Below are 14,885 nucleotides of genomic sequence, written 5' to 3'. Positions count from 1 at the left end.
TATTCATCGACTGACAGACCGAATCGCGGGCAAGCGCGCTCCTACAGGGTCCGTGTTTGCTGCGCGACAGCGTGGTGTCAGGGACACCGGGGCGACTCCTACAGAACATGCATTTCAATAGAATTACTTACCCCGCATCGCCGCGACCAACTGGTCAACGTTGTACTTGAACATTTGCACATAGCTGGCCGCTGGCCCATTGGCTGGCGACAGCGCTTCCACATATAACTCGCCACCGGGCTTGGCACCGCTGGCATCGGCGATCTGTTTAACCAGGCGCGGATCACCGGAGTTCTCGAAGAAGTACGCACTGACGTGCTCGGCCTTGATCTGCCGGATCAATTTGCCCACATCCGCCGCCGACGCTTCAGATTCGGTCGAGAATCCCAGAGGCGACAGGAACGTCACACCATACGCATCGCCAAAGTAGCCAAACGCATCATGGGAAGTCAGCACTTTGCGTTGCGCCACCGGGATCGACTGGATTTGTGTCCTCGCATAGCTGTCCAGCGCTTGAAGCTGCTGGGTGTAGCGCTCGCCATTGGCCTTATAAAGACTCGCGCCCGCCGGATCGGCTTTTTCCAGCGCGGCAACGATATTGCGCACGTAGATCACCGCATTAGCGGCGCTGTTCCAGGCGTGGGGGTCGGTGATGCGTTCGCCATCCTCTTCCATGCTGCGGGTCTTGATCCCGTTGGACAGCACCACAGGCTCGCCTTTGTAACCTGATGCCTTGATCAACCGATCCATCCATCCTTCCAGATGCAAGCCGCTGACAAAGACCAGATCGGCCTTCTTCAACGCTTGGGCGTCAGCCGGGCTGGGCTCATAGACATGCGGATCGCCGTTGGGGCCGATCAGCGACGTGACATGTACCCGATCGCCGCCAACGTTCTGCACCATGTCGGCAATGACGGTGAATGAAGCGACGGCTTCCAATGGTTTGGCCTGGGCCAGAACGCTAAACGCGGACAGCACAAGGGCTGCCATCGAACTCAACAGCATTGATCGTTTCATGACGTTCCTCTTGGATCAGTGGGTCAGGTGGGATTGGGGAAACAGGCCGCGCAGGATGCCCGTGCGGCCGAACAACAGAGAAAAGCCATAGCAAGCGCTAGCGGTCAGGACGATGGCAGGCCCTGAGGCAACACCCATGTGGTAGGAAATGATCAATCCGATCAGCCCTGACAAGGTGGCAACCAGCGTCGAGATCGCCACCAGCGCGCTCAATGAAGTGGCCCAGAAACGCGCCGCCGTAGCCGGTAGCATCATCATGCCGACCGCCATCAAGGTGCCCAGCGCCTGAAAGCCCGCCACCAGATTGAGCACCACTAACAGCAGAAAAAGTACGTGATACAGGGAGCCACGCCCGCCGACGGCCCGCAGGAAGCCGGGGTCAAAACATTCCAGGACCAATGGCCGATAAATCAGCGCCAGCAGAATCACCGTGAACGAAGCGATGCCGCCGACCATGTAGATCGCGTCGGCATCGATAGCCAGAATGGTGCCGAACAGCACATGCAACAGATCGACGTTGGAGCCGTGCAGGGAAACGATCATCACCCCGGCTGCCAATGAGGTGAGATAGAAGCTGGCAAAACTGGCGTCCTCACGCAGCGTCGTCAAACGGCTGACCAGTCCCGACAACAGCGCGACCGCCAGACCTGCGATCAAGCCGCCGATGCCCATGGCAGGCAGCGACAAACCAAAAAACAGAAAGCCCAGTGCAGCGCCTGGCAACACCGCATGACTCATGGCATCGCCCACCAGACTCATGCGCCGCAGCATCAACAAAACGCCCACCGGTCCCGAGCCAATGCCCAGCGCCAGACAAGCCACCAGGGCACGGCGCATGAAGCCGAATTCGATGAAAGGTTCGATTAATAAGGTGTAGAGGGTCATGATGGCACCCTCAGAGTCCGGACGCGGGACCTGACTCGAATCCGGCTTTCTGTAGGAGTGAGCTTGCTCGCGATGCGGTATACCAGCAAAAAAGTAATCGTCTGACCTGACGCCATCGCGAGCAAGCTCACTCCTACAGGACATCGCACCCCGGGAGAAATCACAGAGCCTTCTCCCCACACAACTCCGCATCCGCACCCCAGAACTCGGCCATGTTCCGCGCCTTGCGCAGGTTTTCGACGTTCAGCACGTCGGCAGTCGCGCCCCAGGCAATGGCTTCCCGGGCCATCAACAGGGTTTGCGGAAAGTGTTGGCGCACCTGATCGATGTCATGCAGCACCGCGATGACGGTTCTGCCCTGCCCGTGCCAGACCCGGACCAGTTCCAGCAGATCCCGAGTGGTGCGTGCATCGATCGCAGTGAAGGGTTCGTCGAGCAGGATGACCGCAGCGTCCTGCAGCAATAGCCGGGCGAACAGCACTCGCTGAAACTGCCCGGACGACAGTGAGCCAATGCTACGTGACTCAAAACCTTCCAGCCCGACGGCTTGCAGTGATTCCCGGGTGCGTTTCGCCAGGTCGCGAGTCAACCCACGGAATGCGCCGATACTGCGCCACGCACCCATGGCAACGGTGTCCGCGACGCTCAGTGGAAAGCTGCGATCGATTTCCGCTGCCTGGGGCAGATAACCGAGGGTTTTGGTCGCCAGATTGCCGCGGTCGACCCGTCCTGCCGCCGGTTTCAGGGTGCCCGCGATAGCTTTGATCAAGGTCGATTTGCCCGCGCCGTTAGGCCCGACAATCGCCGTCAGGCTACCGGCCTCGAAGCACCCATTAAGGTGATGCACCGCAGCCCGCCGTTCGTAGGCAACGGTGAGATTTTTGAGGGAAATAGCGGCGCTCATGGAATGGCCACCGCCCAGACGATGGCCAGCCACAGAAATATCAGCATGCTCAGGGCGAGCACGACTCGCTTCCATGCCGACTGGGCGAGGACCGAACCGGCGATGGACGGAACACGTGGAGCTTTCATGAATCAGTAACCTGCAACGATTCGTTACAGTATTACATAGCGCTCACTCTAAATGTTATGAAATAACATTTATGTTCACTACCCTCCAATAGCAACAAAGCCCTTTTGCAGATCCTCGATCAGCGCTCCCACATCCTCCAGACCAATGTGCAAGCGCAGCACCGGGTTCAGCGCTTTGTCTGCCAGATTCTTCCGATCACTCAGATCAGCGACGGTAATCAAGCTCTCGTAACCGCCCCACGACGCGCCCAGTCCGAACAGACTCAAGGCGCCGATGAAAAGGTCCAGTTGAGCAGGATCGGCATTCACCAGTTCGAACGACAACAAGCCATTGCTGCCACTGAAGTCGCGCTTGAACAACGCGTGATGCGGATGCCCGACCAGCGCCGGATGAAAGACCTTCTTGACCAGAGGTTGCGCCTGTAGCCAGTGGGCAATTTCCAGCGCCTGACGCTCGTGCACATCCAGCCGCGAGGCCAGTGTTCGGGCGCCGCGCAACACCAGATAAGCATCGTCCGGGCTGACGGTGTTGCCGAAGGTTTCGCTCATCCGTCCCAAAGCGGGCCACACCTCTTTGCGCGTGCAAACGCTGCCCATTACCACATCGCTGTGGCCGCAAATGTATTTGGTCAACGCCATGATCGAGATGTCGGCACCCAGCGTCAGTGGCCGATACAGGTAGCCCGAACCCCAGGTGTTGTCGACTGCCAACAGAATGCCCCGGGGTTTGCACAGTGCTGCGATGGCTGGCAGATCGCACAGCTCGTAGAGCAACGAACCCGGCACTTCGGCGTAGACCATTCTGGTGTTGGCTTGCAGCAGACCTTCCAGCCCGCGCCCATCGGCCGGGAAGTAACCGACCTCGATACCGAACGGGACGAGAAACTCCGCGGCCAGCCTGCGTACCGGACCGTAGACCGCGTCGGTGAGCAGTACATGATCGCCGGGACGCAGATAGGCCAGAAAAGTTTGCGCCGCAGCCGCCAGACCTGTCGAGAACAGCTTGGTGCGATAGCCACCTTCCAGCTCAGTGACCAGATCTTCCAGGGCAAACCCGGTTGGATTACCCCGCGCGCCGTAGCTCAGAACGCGCTCCGTGTCGCGACGCTTACGGATGTCGCGCATCTGACTGAGGCTGTCGAACAGCACTGTGCTCATTCGTGTGACCGGAACATTGACGCCGCGCCCGCCGCTGCCTTTTTCAGTACGCGCGGCGTGAATCAGCCGTGTCCGCACGTCAGAGGCTGTGGACGGGCGCTCAGGCTTTTTTGCGTGCAAAGGCTTCAGGCTGTTGATTTCCTGTTCCGTCATCTGCGCCAGCAAGCCGATTTCCCAGGCCAGATACTGACGTGCGGCGTCCTTGTTGCCGGAGTGCCGGTCGTGGGTAAAAAACAGGAAGTCGATGCACTGCGCGTCGGCCAGCGCTGCGGCGTTATCTACCATCGGCAAGCCCGCTGCTTGCCAGGCCGCCAAACCACCCTCCAGTAACCGAACGTTTGCGCGTTGTGCCTCAGGTAACTCCAGCACAGCCAACTGTGCGACTTCCGGGCTGTCGGCCAGTAACACCAGTGGTCGCGCTTCATCAGCCACCGCGTTCGCCAGCAGCGGACGGATCGACCAGCGCGAGCCCTCGACGTGCGCCTTGCGGAAGCTGGTACTTGGGCGCAAATCAATCAGGGCAGTGGCGTCATCCTTCAAAGCATCGAATGCAGCCGTTGCCTTGATGGTTGGCAACAGCGCAGCGTTCAGGCCCGGCGCGACGGGCAGCGCCAGACCACTGCTGATGCCGTCCGCCAGCACATAAGCCTGATGCCCCAACTGACGCAGCCAGGCAGCGACGATTGGCGCACGGACGCCGTCGGAATCGATCAGCACGATGCGCGCATGGCGCACGCCGATGTACAGGTCAGTGGACTGAATCAACTGCCCGCCCGGAGTATGTTGCGCACCCGGCAACGTCGCCGAAGCAAACTCTTCAGCAGTGCGCACGTCACACAGGAACAGACTGCGGTTTTGATCTTCTGCCCATCTGGCAACCTGATCGGCGCTGACCGTTTCTACACCGGCTTTTTGCGCCAGTGCCTGAGCGGCTTCGCGCTGTTTGCCGAGGGATTCCACCGCAACCTGATCGGGATAGCGCCGAGCGCTGCCATGTTCCAGTTGCAGGTCAGCGAGGTACCAGCCTTGAGTGCCATTTTCCAAGGCGTAGACCGGGTTTTTCACGCCCAGATCGATCAGCGTCTGTGCACCGATGATGCTACGGGTGCGACCCGCGCAGTTCACGACAATCGGTGTGGTTTCGTCGTTAATCAGCGCAGGCAGCCGATAGCCCAGTTCGCCATTAGGGCAGCAGATGGAGCCAGGAATGGTCATCTTGCGGTATTCGTCGAATGGCCGACCGTCGAGCACCAGCAACGGCTCGCCACGAGCCTGCCATTGGGCCAGTTCGTCGGCGCTGATGTGCGGCGTATGACTGGCCTCTTCCACCAGTTCGCCAAATGCCTTGGACGGCACGTGCACACCGGCAAACAGCTGCAAACCCGCCGCCTGCCAGCCATCGGCGCCGCCTAGCAGGATAGATACCTGCTGATAACCCAGCGCGGCAAGACGAGCGGCAGCGCGTGGAGCGACGTCACTGCCGGTCTGGTCATAAATCACCAGACGCACAGCTGGATTGGGCGCCAGACGCGGCGCTTCGATTTCCAGACGGCTGTAGGGCAGATTCTGCCCATGGAACAAATGCGCCTCGCCGTACTGACCGTGCTCGCGCACATCAAACAGGGCAATTTCCTGCCCGTCGAAAAGCCACTGTTGCAGTTGCGCTGGTGTGATGGTTTGGCTCATGGAATCTCACAAATTGTTGTATTGATGCAGGACCTGTTGGAGCGGTGCTGCTCTCGAGTGAGCAGAGGACCTGAGCAGACTGTGTGGGAGCGGTGCTTGCCAGCGATACATGAGACGTGGATATAAGTCACACCGCGCCATTATTTATCGCACACACCAACTGCCGGTTAACCGATTACCCAGCCCTGCCACAGGCACGCAGACGGAGCACATCAATCACGCGTAAGCCTTGATCGAAGGTTCCATCTGCGAGGCGTTGTAATTCAGCACGCGGCCCTCTTCGTTCACGCCAAACCGGCCGTTCAACGACTCCAGCGGGCGGCCATATAAATGGAAATGCAGGGTCGGCGTTTCGCCGTCGACGCGAATGCCGTGCAGGTCTTCGCCGAGAAAACCTATCGGTGTACCTGGCTGCACCACGACTTCTTTTTCCAGCTCAAGTCTGGCGTATTCCGGATTGCTGCCGTCGTCGGTGCGTCCCCAGACGTAGTTGATTTCCTGACCTTGCACAGCAACGATCACTGCCCAGGTTTCATGGTTGTGAGGCAAGGTTTTTTTACCGGGCAGCAGCGAGTTCATGTACAGCGTTGGCGTATTACCGTCGTCGTTCAAACGATAGCGAAAAGCCGTCGAACCCGCGCCAGGCACCGGCGAGGGAAACGTGTCGAAGTTGAACAGGTCATGGCGAGTGGCAAGGCCTTCCAGCAATGCGATGATTTCCTGCAACGCCGCCCGGTCTACGCCGCGGTCGTTGATCACACGCACTTGCTGCAAAAGGGTTTCGATGGCTTCGGCACGGTTTTCAATGGTCATAAATACTCCTGGGTTAACTCTTGAACTGAAATGTTTCCCCTGTGGGAGCCGGGCTTGCCCGCGATACAGGCAACGCATATCGCGGGCAAGCCCAGCTCCCACCTGGAAAAGAATTTCAAATCAAAACAGTTTGGGGTTCCTCTTGAAGCCTCAAACAGAAATGCTGTACCGGCTCAGATTGCTCAACACATACGGGTCATTCTGTGCCGCCGGACGTCGACCGGAATCACCCAGTGCATGACGCAGAAACTCCTGGGTACGCTCGCTCACCGGCCGCTGGAAAATCTGCTCGGCGCTGCCGTGCTCAACGATCAGGCCGTTCTCGGTGAAATACACCACGTCGCTGATTTCTTCCGCGAAGCGCATTTCGTGGGTGACCAGCACGCAGGTCATGCCCTCCTCCGTCAGCTCTCGGATCACGGTCAGCACTTCGCCGACCGTTTCCGGGTCCAGGGCCGAGGTCACTTCATCAAACAGGATCAGTTCAGGCCGCATGGCCAACGCCCGGGCAATCGCCACACGCTGCTGCTGGCCGCCGGACAATTGACCGGGATAAGCATCCGCCTTGTGTTCCATGCGAACCTTGGCCAGCAGCGCGCGAGCCTGTTGCTCGGCCTCGGCACGGCTGACACCCAGCACTTTGCGCGGGGCAATGACCAGGTTCTCCAGTACCGACAAATGCGGGAACAGGTTGTATTGCTGAAACACAAAGCCAACCCGTTTGCGCAGCTCGATGCGGTCGGCCTCGGTGGCCAGCTTGTTGACCTCAGTCGCACCAACCTGGATGGTGCCGCGCTGGGTCTGTAGCAGACCGGTAATGCAACGCAGGATGGTCGATTTACCCGAGCCTGAAGGGCCGATGATCGACACTGCCTGACCTCGTTGCACTTCCAGGTCGATACCTTTGAGCACGTGATTGGTACCGAACGACAAATGCAGATCGCGCAGGCTGACCAGAGGGCTGGAAGCTGTATCAGTAGAAGGCATAACGGCGCTCCAGACGTTGAGTCAAACGGGAAATCGGATAGCAGTAGGCGAAAAACAACGCCAACAGGCTCAGGTAAATCAGCACCGTGAACCCGGTCTGATTCACGGTATTACTGGCGATCTGCGCCGTATCGATGACGTCATGCACCCCCACCAGCGAAGCCAGCGCAGTGCCCATAGTGATGACCGCATAGAGGTTCATCCACGGCGGCAACATGCGCTTGAAGCACTGCGGCAGGATGATCGACGTGAAGATCTGCCAGCGGGTGAACGCCAGTGAACGCGCGGCCTCCCACTGGGTGCTGGGGATCGAACCAATCGCACCGCGGAAAATCTCCGCGACGTTGGCACTGGCAGGCAATGCCAGACCGATGGTGACCTTGACCCAGTCGGGAAACGAAATGTACGAGCTGCCGATATGAATCTCGAACGGGAATACGTACGTAGTGAAATAGATCAGTACCAGCCAGGGCGCATTGCGGAAAATCTGCACCCAGATCCGCGCGGGCAGACGCAATATCCAGCTGGGCGACAAGGCCAGCGCACCGATCAACAGCCCGGCGACGGTGCCCAGGCCAATCGCGACAAGGCTGATCAGAATGTTCTGTCCGAAGCCCTTGGCCAGCGCGGGCGACCACTGCATCAACGCCATGAACACCGGGCTTTGTGGCGCAGCGAAGATCAGCCAGGCAACTGCAGCGACGAGCAGCGCAAGCTTGCCCATATGGCGGCGCGGCCAGGCCAGCGGCACCGACACGGTGGAAGAATCAGTGGCCATAACCGGGCATCCTCAGGCGCGCTTCAAGGGCGCGGCCTACACAATTGACGACGAAACTCAGCAAGCCGAAAAACGACAGAATCAGAATCATCAACTCCAGCACGTTGTCGCTCTGGGTCCAGATCATGATTGCCGCGTAGGTGATATCGCCGACGGCAATGGCCGACGCCACTGCAGTCATCTTCACCAGATCAATCAGGTTGTTGATCAGTGATGGCAAGGCAAACCGCAACGCCAATGGCAGTTGCACATTCCACAGCAACTGACGACTGCTGAATGCCAGCGAGCTGGCGGCTTCCATGGTCACCGACGGCACCGCTTCAATACCGGCGCGCAATGCTTCGGCATGGAACGCGCCCTTGTGCAGGGAAATCACGATCACCACCCAGGCAAACGGCGTCAGCGGGTTCGCCGCGCCGACCGCTTGAGTGAGCAGCATGTTCAGCACCAGGAACGCGCAATACAGTTGCACCAGCGTCGGCGTGTTGCGGGTCACTTCAATGAAAACCCGTGCTGGTGTAGCCAGATACGCTTTGCCCGACGTCAGCATCGCCGCCAACACCACCCCGACCAGCAAACTGCCAACGATGGTGAATGCGCACAGCAATAGTGTGGTCAGCGCTCCGTCCACCATGGATCCGCGCTGATAGGCGTCGAGCAAAAAGTTGTAGTTGAGCCCGAACCCGGCGGCCCAGTGAACGAACAGTTCCAGCCAATGACTCATGCGGGGACCTCGCTGTGCAGACGGGCACAGGCCGCTGCGATGCGACGTCCGGCTTCGGCAACACTGGCCGTTGCAGTCGCAATCGACAGCCGAAACCATGGCGACAGCCCATAAGCGCTTCCGGCCACGCCCGCAACGCCCGACTCAAGCAACCAGTCGACCACATCGGCATCGCTATCAATGCGCTGGGCGTCCGGACGATAACGACCGAGCAAACCGGCGCAGCGGACAAACACAAAGAATCCGCCTTGCGGTTCCAGCACCTGCAACCCGTCCACATCGCGCAACGCTGCAACCAGCAGATCACGACGCTGGTGATAGGCGGCGACCTGTTCCGGCAGGAAACCCAAGCCGCCTTCAAATGCCGCCAGTGCCGCGGCTTGGCCGACCGACGATGCGCCGGAGGTGGACTGGGACTGGACGACAGTCATCGCGGTCGTCAGTGTTTGCGGACCCGCGCCAAAGCCGATCCGCCAACCGGTCATGGCATAAGTCTTGGAAACTCCACCCACCAGCAAGCAGCGTGATTGCAGGTCAGGCGCGACGTTAAGCAGGTTCAACGCCTGACGGTCATCAAACCGAATGTGTTCATACAGCTCGTCGAGCAACACCAGAACCTGCGGATGGCGCCGCAATACATCGGCCAGCGCCAGCAACTCGGCTTCGCTGTAGACAGCGCCGCTTGGGTTGCCGGGACCATTGAGGATCAGCCAGCGGGTGCGCTCGGTGATGTGGTTTTCCAGTTGGGCAGGCGTCAGTTTGCAGCCCTGTTCCAACGGGCATTCGATGAAGACCGGTTCGCCACCGCTGAAACGCACGCTATCCGGAAACGACGGCCAGTACGGCACAGGGACCAGCACTTCATCACCGTCATCCAGGGTCGCAGCGAAGGCGTTATAGATAATCTGCTTGGCGCCATTGGCGATCACGATGGAAGGTAGCGCGTAGTCCAGGCGATTTTCCCGCTGCAGTTTGCGCTGCACAGCATCGCGCAAGGCTTTTACGCCGGGGGTCGCCGTGTATTTGGTGTCACCCGCCGCAATCGCCGCACAGGCGGCCTGTTTGATGTGTTCCGGGGTGTCGAAATCCGGCTCGCCCGTTGTCAGATCGAGAATATCGACTCCCGCTTCACGCAAGGCGGTGACACGGGATTTGGCGGCAGCATTGGCCGACAGCGTGACGCGTTGCACGCGTTTTGACAGACGCACGCTCATGGCGCTTCTCCCTGTTCGCCAACCACCAGAACTTTGCCGGGGTTGAGCAGGTTTTTCGGGTCCAGCGCCTGCTTGATGCGACGCATCAGGTCCAGTTCCACCGGGCTTTTGTAGTGAGTGAGCATCTGCAACTTGCGCTGACCAATGCCATGTTCGGCACTGATCGAGCCGCCGAAGGCATGAGCACTGTCATGCACCAGCGCACTCAGGGCGGCGTAATTAGCCATATGCGCCTCAACCGTCGAACCCAGCGGATGGGCCACGTTGTAATGCAGGTTGCCATCGCCCAGATGGCCGAAGGTGAAGTTGCGCACGCCGGGAAAGTGTTCCTGCAGCAAAGCATCGGTGTGAGCAACGAACTCCACCACACGTGAGATCGGCACAGAGATATCGTGCTTCATGTTGCGACCGGCGCGTTTCTGAGCGTCACTCATGTTCTCGCGCAGCAACCACAGGGCTTCGCTCTGGGCGAGGCTTTCGGCGATCAGGGCATCGGCCAGCAAATCGCTTTCGAAAGCAGCACCCAACACCTCTTCAAAGGATTGTCGGGCATGGCTTTCGCTGTGGTTATCGGACAATTCCAACAGCGCAAACCAGGGTTGCGCGGCGTTGAAAAAAGGCTTTGGACCGTCCGGAAACTGCTCGCGCAGCAACGCCAGGCAATCAGCCGTCAGCAACTCGAACGCCGTCAGGCTTGCGCCAAATCCGGCGCGGGCATGGGACAGGAAGCTCACGGCCTGCGCCAGCGACTCAAAGGCCAGGAAAGCTGTCGCCTGAGCCTTGGGCAGAGGAAACAGTTTCAAGGTCGCGGCCGTGATAATGCCCAGGGTGCCTTCGCTGCCAATGTACAGATCGCGCAGGTCGTAGCCGGTGTTGTCCTTACGCAAACCGCGCAGGCCATGCCAGATTTCGCCTTCGGCAGTCACCGCTTCCAGACCCAGGGTCAACTCGCGGGTATTGCCATAACGCAGCACCGCGGTGCCACCTGCGTTGGTGCCCAGATTGCCGCCGATGGTGCAACTGCCCTCTGCGCCCAGACTGAGCGGAAACAGACGGTCCACATTGCGCGCCACGTGCTGCAGGTTTTGCAGGATGCAACCGGCTTCAACCGTGAAGGTGTCGTTATCGGTGTCCACCTCACGCACCCGATTCAGGCGATCGAGCAACACCAGCACTGCCCTGCCACTGGCATCGGGTGTCGCCGCGCCCATCAACCCGGTGTTGCCGCCTTGCACCACAATCGGCGCTTGATGCGCAACACACAAACGCACAACCGCTGCGACTTGTTCGGTATCGGCGGGATGCACGATAGCCACGGCCCGCCCGACATAACTGCCCTGCTTGTCGGTCAGTTGCGGCACGGCGTCTTCACCGCTCTGCACATGGCTGGCGCCCAGCAGTTGCTGCAACGCCTCGAACAGGGCTGCACTCATTGCTTGACGGCCAACGGTGCGGCGTTACGGAATTTCTCGTGCAGGTCGCGCAAGGCCTGGGAAGGTGCCATCCCGGTGCGTTCGCCGACTTCGATCAACCAGCCGCTGCGGTGCCAGTCACGCACAATGGCGTCGAGTCTGGCTTGCACGTCATGTTCGCCCTTGCGGATCCAGATCACCGAGTTGGACGGGATCAGGTCGGTAGGCAAAGGGGTTGAGTAATCGGCCCACTCCTCTTCGCCGAGCAGTGCATGCATGGTGGGGCTGACATGGACTGCCGCAACACAACCGTTGCCGCGCAACGACAACAGCGATTCGGACTGGCTGCGGAACGCCTTGATTTGCGCGCCGTAGGTTTCCTGCAATGGTTTGATAAAGTTGCTGCCCTGGGACACGCACACCGGCTTGCCCTTGAGGTCCTCCCACTTGCTGATTCCCGCGTCTTTGCGAATCAGTGCTGCACCGCCGACTTCTTCATAAGGCGTGGGCACGTAATCGAGAATCCCGGCACGCTCATCGGTGTACTGCATGTTGGCGATCAGCAGATCAACCTTGCCCTGCTGCAGGAATTGCACACGATTGGGGGCCAGCACGGAGACGGTTTTCAGCTCGACGCCCAACTGTTTGGCAATGCCTTTGGCCAGTTCGACGTTGTAGCCCTGATGCGCGCCGGTGGCTGGGTCAATAGTGCCGAATGGCGGGCCGCTGAGAATCACACCGATGCTGATCTTGTGACGCTGCTGAATCTTGTCCAGTGTCGCGTCGGCATGGGCAAGCCCGGCGCAGAGCACCAGCCCGAGGGCTGTGAGGGTTTTGCGGGTGAAGAAGGTGTTCATGGAAAGTCCTTACGAAACACTGGACCTGTACAGACTGTGTGAAAACGTAGCGAGCGACGGCAAGACAAGGCAAAAACAGGCGAAAAAGCGGAGTCTAGGTGTTCTAAATGAGCATTTTTCGCCTGTTTTTAACGCAGTGTTGCCGAGCGCAGTAGTTTTCACACAGTCTGCATAGGAGCGCGCTTGCCCGCGATTGGGTTATCAAGTCAAAGCTGCTTCGAGCTGACCCGGCACTATCGCGGGCAAGCGCGCTCCTACAGGATGGTAGCGAGGTCAGATATACCGTCAGCCCTTGAACTGCGCATGCAGCTCAACCAGCGCAGGCGATGCCGGGGTGATGTTGTGGCGCTTCTCGGCCTCGATCAGAAAGCCGGTGCGGTGCCAGTCCTTGACGATGCCGTCCAGTTTGGCCTGGGTGTCGGTTTCGCCCTGACGGGTCCAGATCACGGACGGTGCGGGATTGAGTTCTGGCGCGATAGCGCGGTAGTCCTTCCACTCAGGATTGCTGGCCAACAACGGATTGATCAGGGTGGAGTCATGAACCGCGGCTACGCAGTTGTTGCCACGCAGCGCCAGTAGCGATTCCGAGGAGCTTTTGAACGCCTTCAGCTCAGCACCAAACTCAGTGAGCGGCTTGACGTAGCTGCTGCCTTGGGAGGTGCACACCGGCTGACCTTTGAGGTCTTGCCAGGTATTGATCTTGCTGTCTTTCAGCACCGCTGCCGTACCGCCAACCCGATAGAAAGGCGTCGGCACCGAACCCAGAATCTGCCCACGCTCAGCGGTCCATTCCATATTGGCGATCAACAGATCCACCTTGCCCTGCTGCAGGAACTGCACGCGGTTGGCGGGCAGGACCGGCACCAGTTCGACTTCTGCGCCCAGACGACGGCCGATGTCTTCGGCCAGATCGACGTTCAGCCCTTTTGGCTTCTGGCTGGACGGATCGATAGAACCGAACGGCCCACCGGAAAGCAGAACCCCCACCACGACCTTGTGCCGGGCTTCAATTTTGTCCAGCGTTGCATCGGCCTGGGCCAGGCCGCTGACCGCGAACGAAACCAGAGCGCTCAGCATGACGGGCATAAAACGAGAAACTGGCGTGCGAGTGGTCGGCATAATCATTCCCTGTTAATGGTCGGCGTACCCCGACCTGATGTGTGGGCATCCTAGGTAGCGGCAACAATTAACGGAAATTCAAATATCAAATATGGTTATAACTTTCTGTATTCCAGCTTCAAACAAAAAAGCTATAAGCTCGTAAAACGGGCCCCTTATGAGGTTTCTAAAAAACACTGACCGACATTACATAAAAATACGTAATGTACTGAGCTGTCTGATTGATATGAATCGAGCCATATCCCCATGCTGAACCATCCGCCCAACACGACACTTGATCTGGAATTGCTGCGCACTTTCATTGCCGTGGTTGACCACAACAGCTTCGCTGAAGCCGGAGCCCGACTGGCACGTACACAATCATCCGTGACCCAGCACATGCAGCGTCTGGAGCAGCAAGTGGGAGTCAGTCTGTTCCAGAAACAGGGCCGCCAGAAACAGCTCACCGAGCCAGGTCGCCAGTTGTTGCGTCATGCCCGGCAAATGTTGTCGCTCAATGACGAAGCGCTCAATTCCCTGCGCGAAGACAGCCTGAGTGGCGTGCTGCGCATAGGCTCACCTCACGATATCGCCGATACGATTTTGCCGCCGATTCTCAGCCACATCGCACGCTCGGCACCGCGTCTTCGGCTGGAAATCGACGTCGGCCGCAGCCCGTTTCTGATGGATGATCTACATCGCGGCAAGGTGGACCTGGTCATTTCCACTCGCGAAGATCCGGACCTTGAAGGCTTTGCCTTGCGCACGTCGCCGGTCTGGTGGATCTGTTCTGCAGGGTACATTCACGAGCCGGGCGAGCCGCTGCCGCTCATCCTGATAGATGAGCCGAGCATTTACCGACGTTATGCGCTGGAAGCCCTTGAGCGCGCCAATATCCCCTGGCGTCAGGCGTATCTGGCATCCAACCTGATCGGCGTCAAGGCCGCCACTCGCGCGGGACTGGGTGTGACGGCACGAAGCATGGAAATGCTCGGCCCGGACATGCGCGTACTGGGTGAAAACGACGGTCTGCCGCGCCTGCCGGACGTGACCTACCATCTGTGGATCAGGCCAAACACGGTCAACCCGCTGGCACGCCGGGCTTATGAACTGATTCGTGGGAGTCAGGGGCTGTAGGTTTTTCTTCGCCAAAAGAATTATCAGAATTGGAATGGGATCGTATGTGGGAGCGGTGCTTGCCCGCGATACAGGCAACGCATATCG

Annotated in this window: 14 protein-coding genes; 1 reads left to right on the top strand and 13 read right to left on the bottom strand. The window is 59.2% G+C overall.

The genetic code is table 11. The annotated features are described in order from the left end of the window. Window positions 1–123: 123 nt before the first annotated feature. The 13 genes from KDX30_RS28445 to KDX30_RS28390 form a co-directional block, all read right to left on the bottom strand. Window positions 124–1,017: a metal ABC transporter substrate-binding protein gene (locus KDX30_RS28445; protein ID WP_122704174.1), complete on the bottom strand. Its 894-nt coding sequence runs from the start codon at window positions 1,015–1,017 to the stop codon at window positions 124–126. A gap of 15 nt (window positions 1,018–1,032) precedes the next feature. Further along, entirely contained in the window at window positions 1,033–1,902 is an 870-nt protein-coding gene (locus KDX30_RS28440; RefSeq protein ID WP_231678150.1) for a metal ABC transporter permease, read from the bottom strand. A 160-nt stretch (window positions 1,903–2,062) separates the two neighbouring features. Further along, window positions 2,063–2,806 carry a metal ABC transporter ATP-binding protein gene (locus KDX30_RS28435; protein ID WP_122704172.1) on the bottom strand — a complete coding sequence of 248 codons (744 nt, stop codon included), beginning with the start codon at window positions 2,804–2,806 and terminating at the stop codon, window positions 2,063–2,065. Further along, window positions 2,803–2,934 (bottom strand): hypothetical protein, encoded by a 132-nt coding sequence (locus KDX30_RS29555; protein ID WP_255878800.1) that lies wholly within the window; start codon window positions 2,932–2,934, stop codon window positions 2,803–2,805. The genes KDX30_RS28435 and KDX30_RS29555 overlap by 4 nt, the downstream gene beginning before the upstream one ends. A 78-nt stretch (window positions 2,935–3,012) precedes the next feature. Further along, window positions 3,013–5,778, bottom strand: coding sequence for a cystathionine beta-lyase (metC, locus tag KDX30_RS28430; RefSeq protein WP_231678149.1), 2,766 nt, complete (start codon window positions 5,776–5,778; stop codon window positions 3,013–3,015). Window positions 5,779–5,994: 216 nt separating this feature from the next. Continuing rightward, window positions 5,995–6,591, bottom strand: coding sequence for a cysteine dioxygenase family protein (locus KDX30_RS28425; protein ID WP_027902012.1), 597 nt, complete (start codon window positions 6,589–6,591; stop codon window positions 5,995–5,997). 150 nt (window positions 6,592–6,741) lie between these two features. Beyond that, window positions 6,742–7,578, bottom strand: a complete 837-nt coding sequence (locus KDX30_RS28420) for an amino acid ABC transporter ATP-binding protein (protein WP_027898429.1) — start codon at window positions 7,576–7,578, stop codon at window positions 6,742–6,744. Further along, complete coding sequence (locus KDX30_RS28415; protein WP_027898430.1) at window positions 7,565–8,356, bottom strand: amino acid ABC transporter permease; 792 nt, start codon at window positions 8,354–8,356, stop codon at window positions 7,565–7,567. The genes KDX30_RS28420 and KDX30_RS28415 overlap by 14 nt, the downstream gene beginning before the upstream one ends. Continuing rightward, window positions 8,346–9,080, bottom strand: a complete 735-nt coding sequence (locus KDX30_RS28410; RefSeq protein ID WP_099269330.1) for an amino acid ABC transporter permease — start codon at window positions 9,078–9,080, stop codon at window positions 8,346–8,348. Before KDX30_RS28410 ends, KDX30_RS28415 begins: the two co-directional genes overlap by 11 nt. Next, on the bottom strand, window positions 9,077–10,294 hold the full coding sequence (locus KDX30_RS28405; protein ID WP_231678148.1) for an aminotransferase class I/II-fold pyridoxal phosphate-dependent enzyme: 1,218 nt from the start codon (window positions 10,292–10,294) through the stop codon (window positions 9,077–9,079). The genes KDX30_RS28410 and KDX30_RS28405 overlap by 4 nt, the downstream gene beginning before the upstream one ends. After that, window positions 10,291–11,727: an FAD-binding oxidoreductase gene (locus tag KDX30_RS28400; protein WP_231678147.1), complete on the bottom strand. Its 1,437-nt coding sequence runs from the start codon at window positions 11,725–11,727 to the stop codon at window positions 10,291–10,293. Before KDX30_RS28400 ends, KDX30_RS28405 begins: the two co-directional genes overlap by 4 nt. Beyond that, window positions 11,724–12,563 (bottom strand): transporter substrate-binding domain-containing protein, encoded by an 840-nt coding sequence (locus KDX30_RS28395; RefSeq protein WP_231678146.1) that lies wholly within the window; start codon window positions 12,561–12,563, stop codon window positions 11,724–11,726. Before KDX30_RS28395 ends, KDX30_RS28400 begins: the two co-directional genes overlap by 4 nt. A gap of 285 nt (window positions 12,564–12,848) precedes the next feature. Further along, window positions 12,849–13,682, bottom strand: a complete 834-nt coding sequence (locus tag KDX30_RS28390; RefSeq protein WP_027898435.1) for a transporter substrate-binding domain-containing protein — start codon at window positions 13,680–13,682, stop codon at window positions 12,849–12,851. Between the two features lie 246 nt (window positions 13,683–13,928). On the opposite strand from KDX30_RS28390, the gene KDX30_RS28385 reads away from it, so the two are divergent. Then, window positions 13,929–14,798, top strand: a complete 870-nt coding sequence (locus KDX30_RS28385; RefSeq protein ID WP_231678145.1) for a LysR substrate-binding domain-containing protein — start codon at window positions 13,929–13,931, stop codon at window positions 14,796–14,798. Window positions 14,799–14,885 lie beyond the last annotated feature (87 nt).

It is taken from the genome of Pseudomonas quasicaspiana (assembly GCF_021147825.1).
Lineage (GTDB): Bacteria > Pseudomonadota > Gammaproteobacteria > Pseudomonadales > Pseudomonadaceae > Aquipseudomonas > Aquipseudomonas quasicaspiana.
The sequence above is the reverse complement of the archived record's forward strand: the minus strand, read 5'-3'. Positions and strand labels throughout refer to the sequence as shown.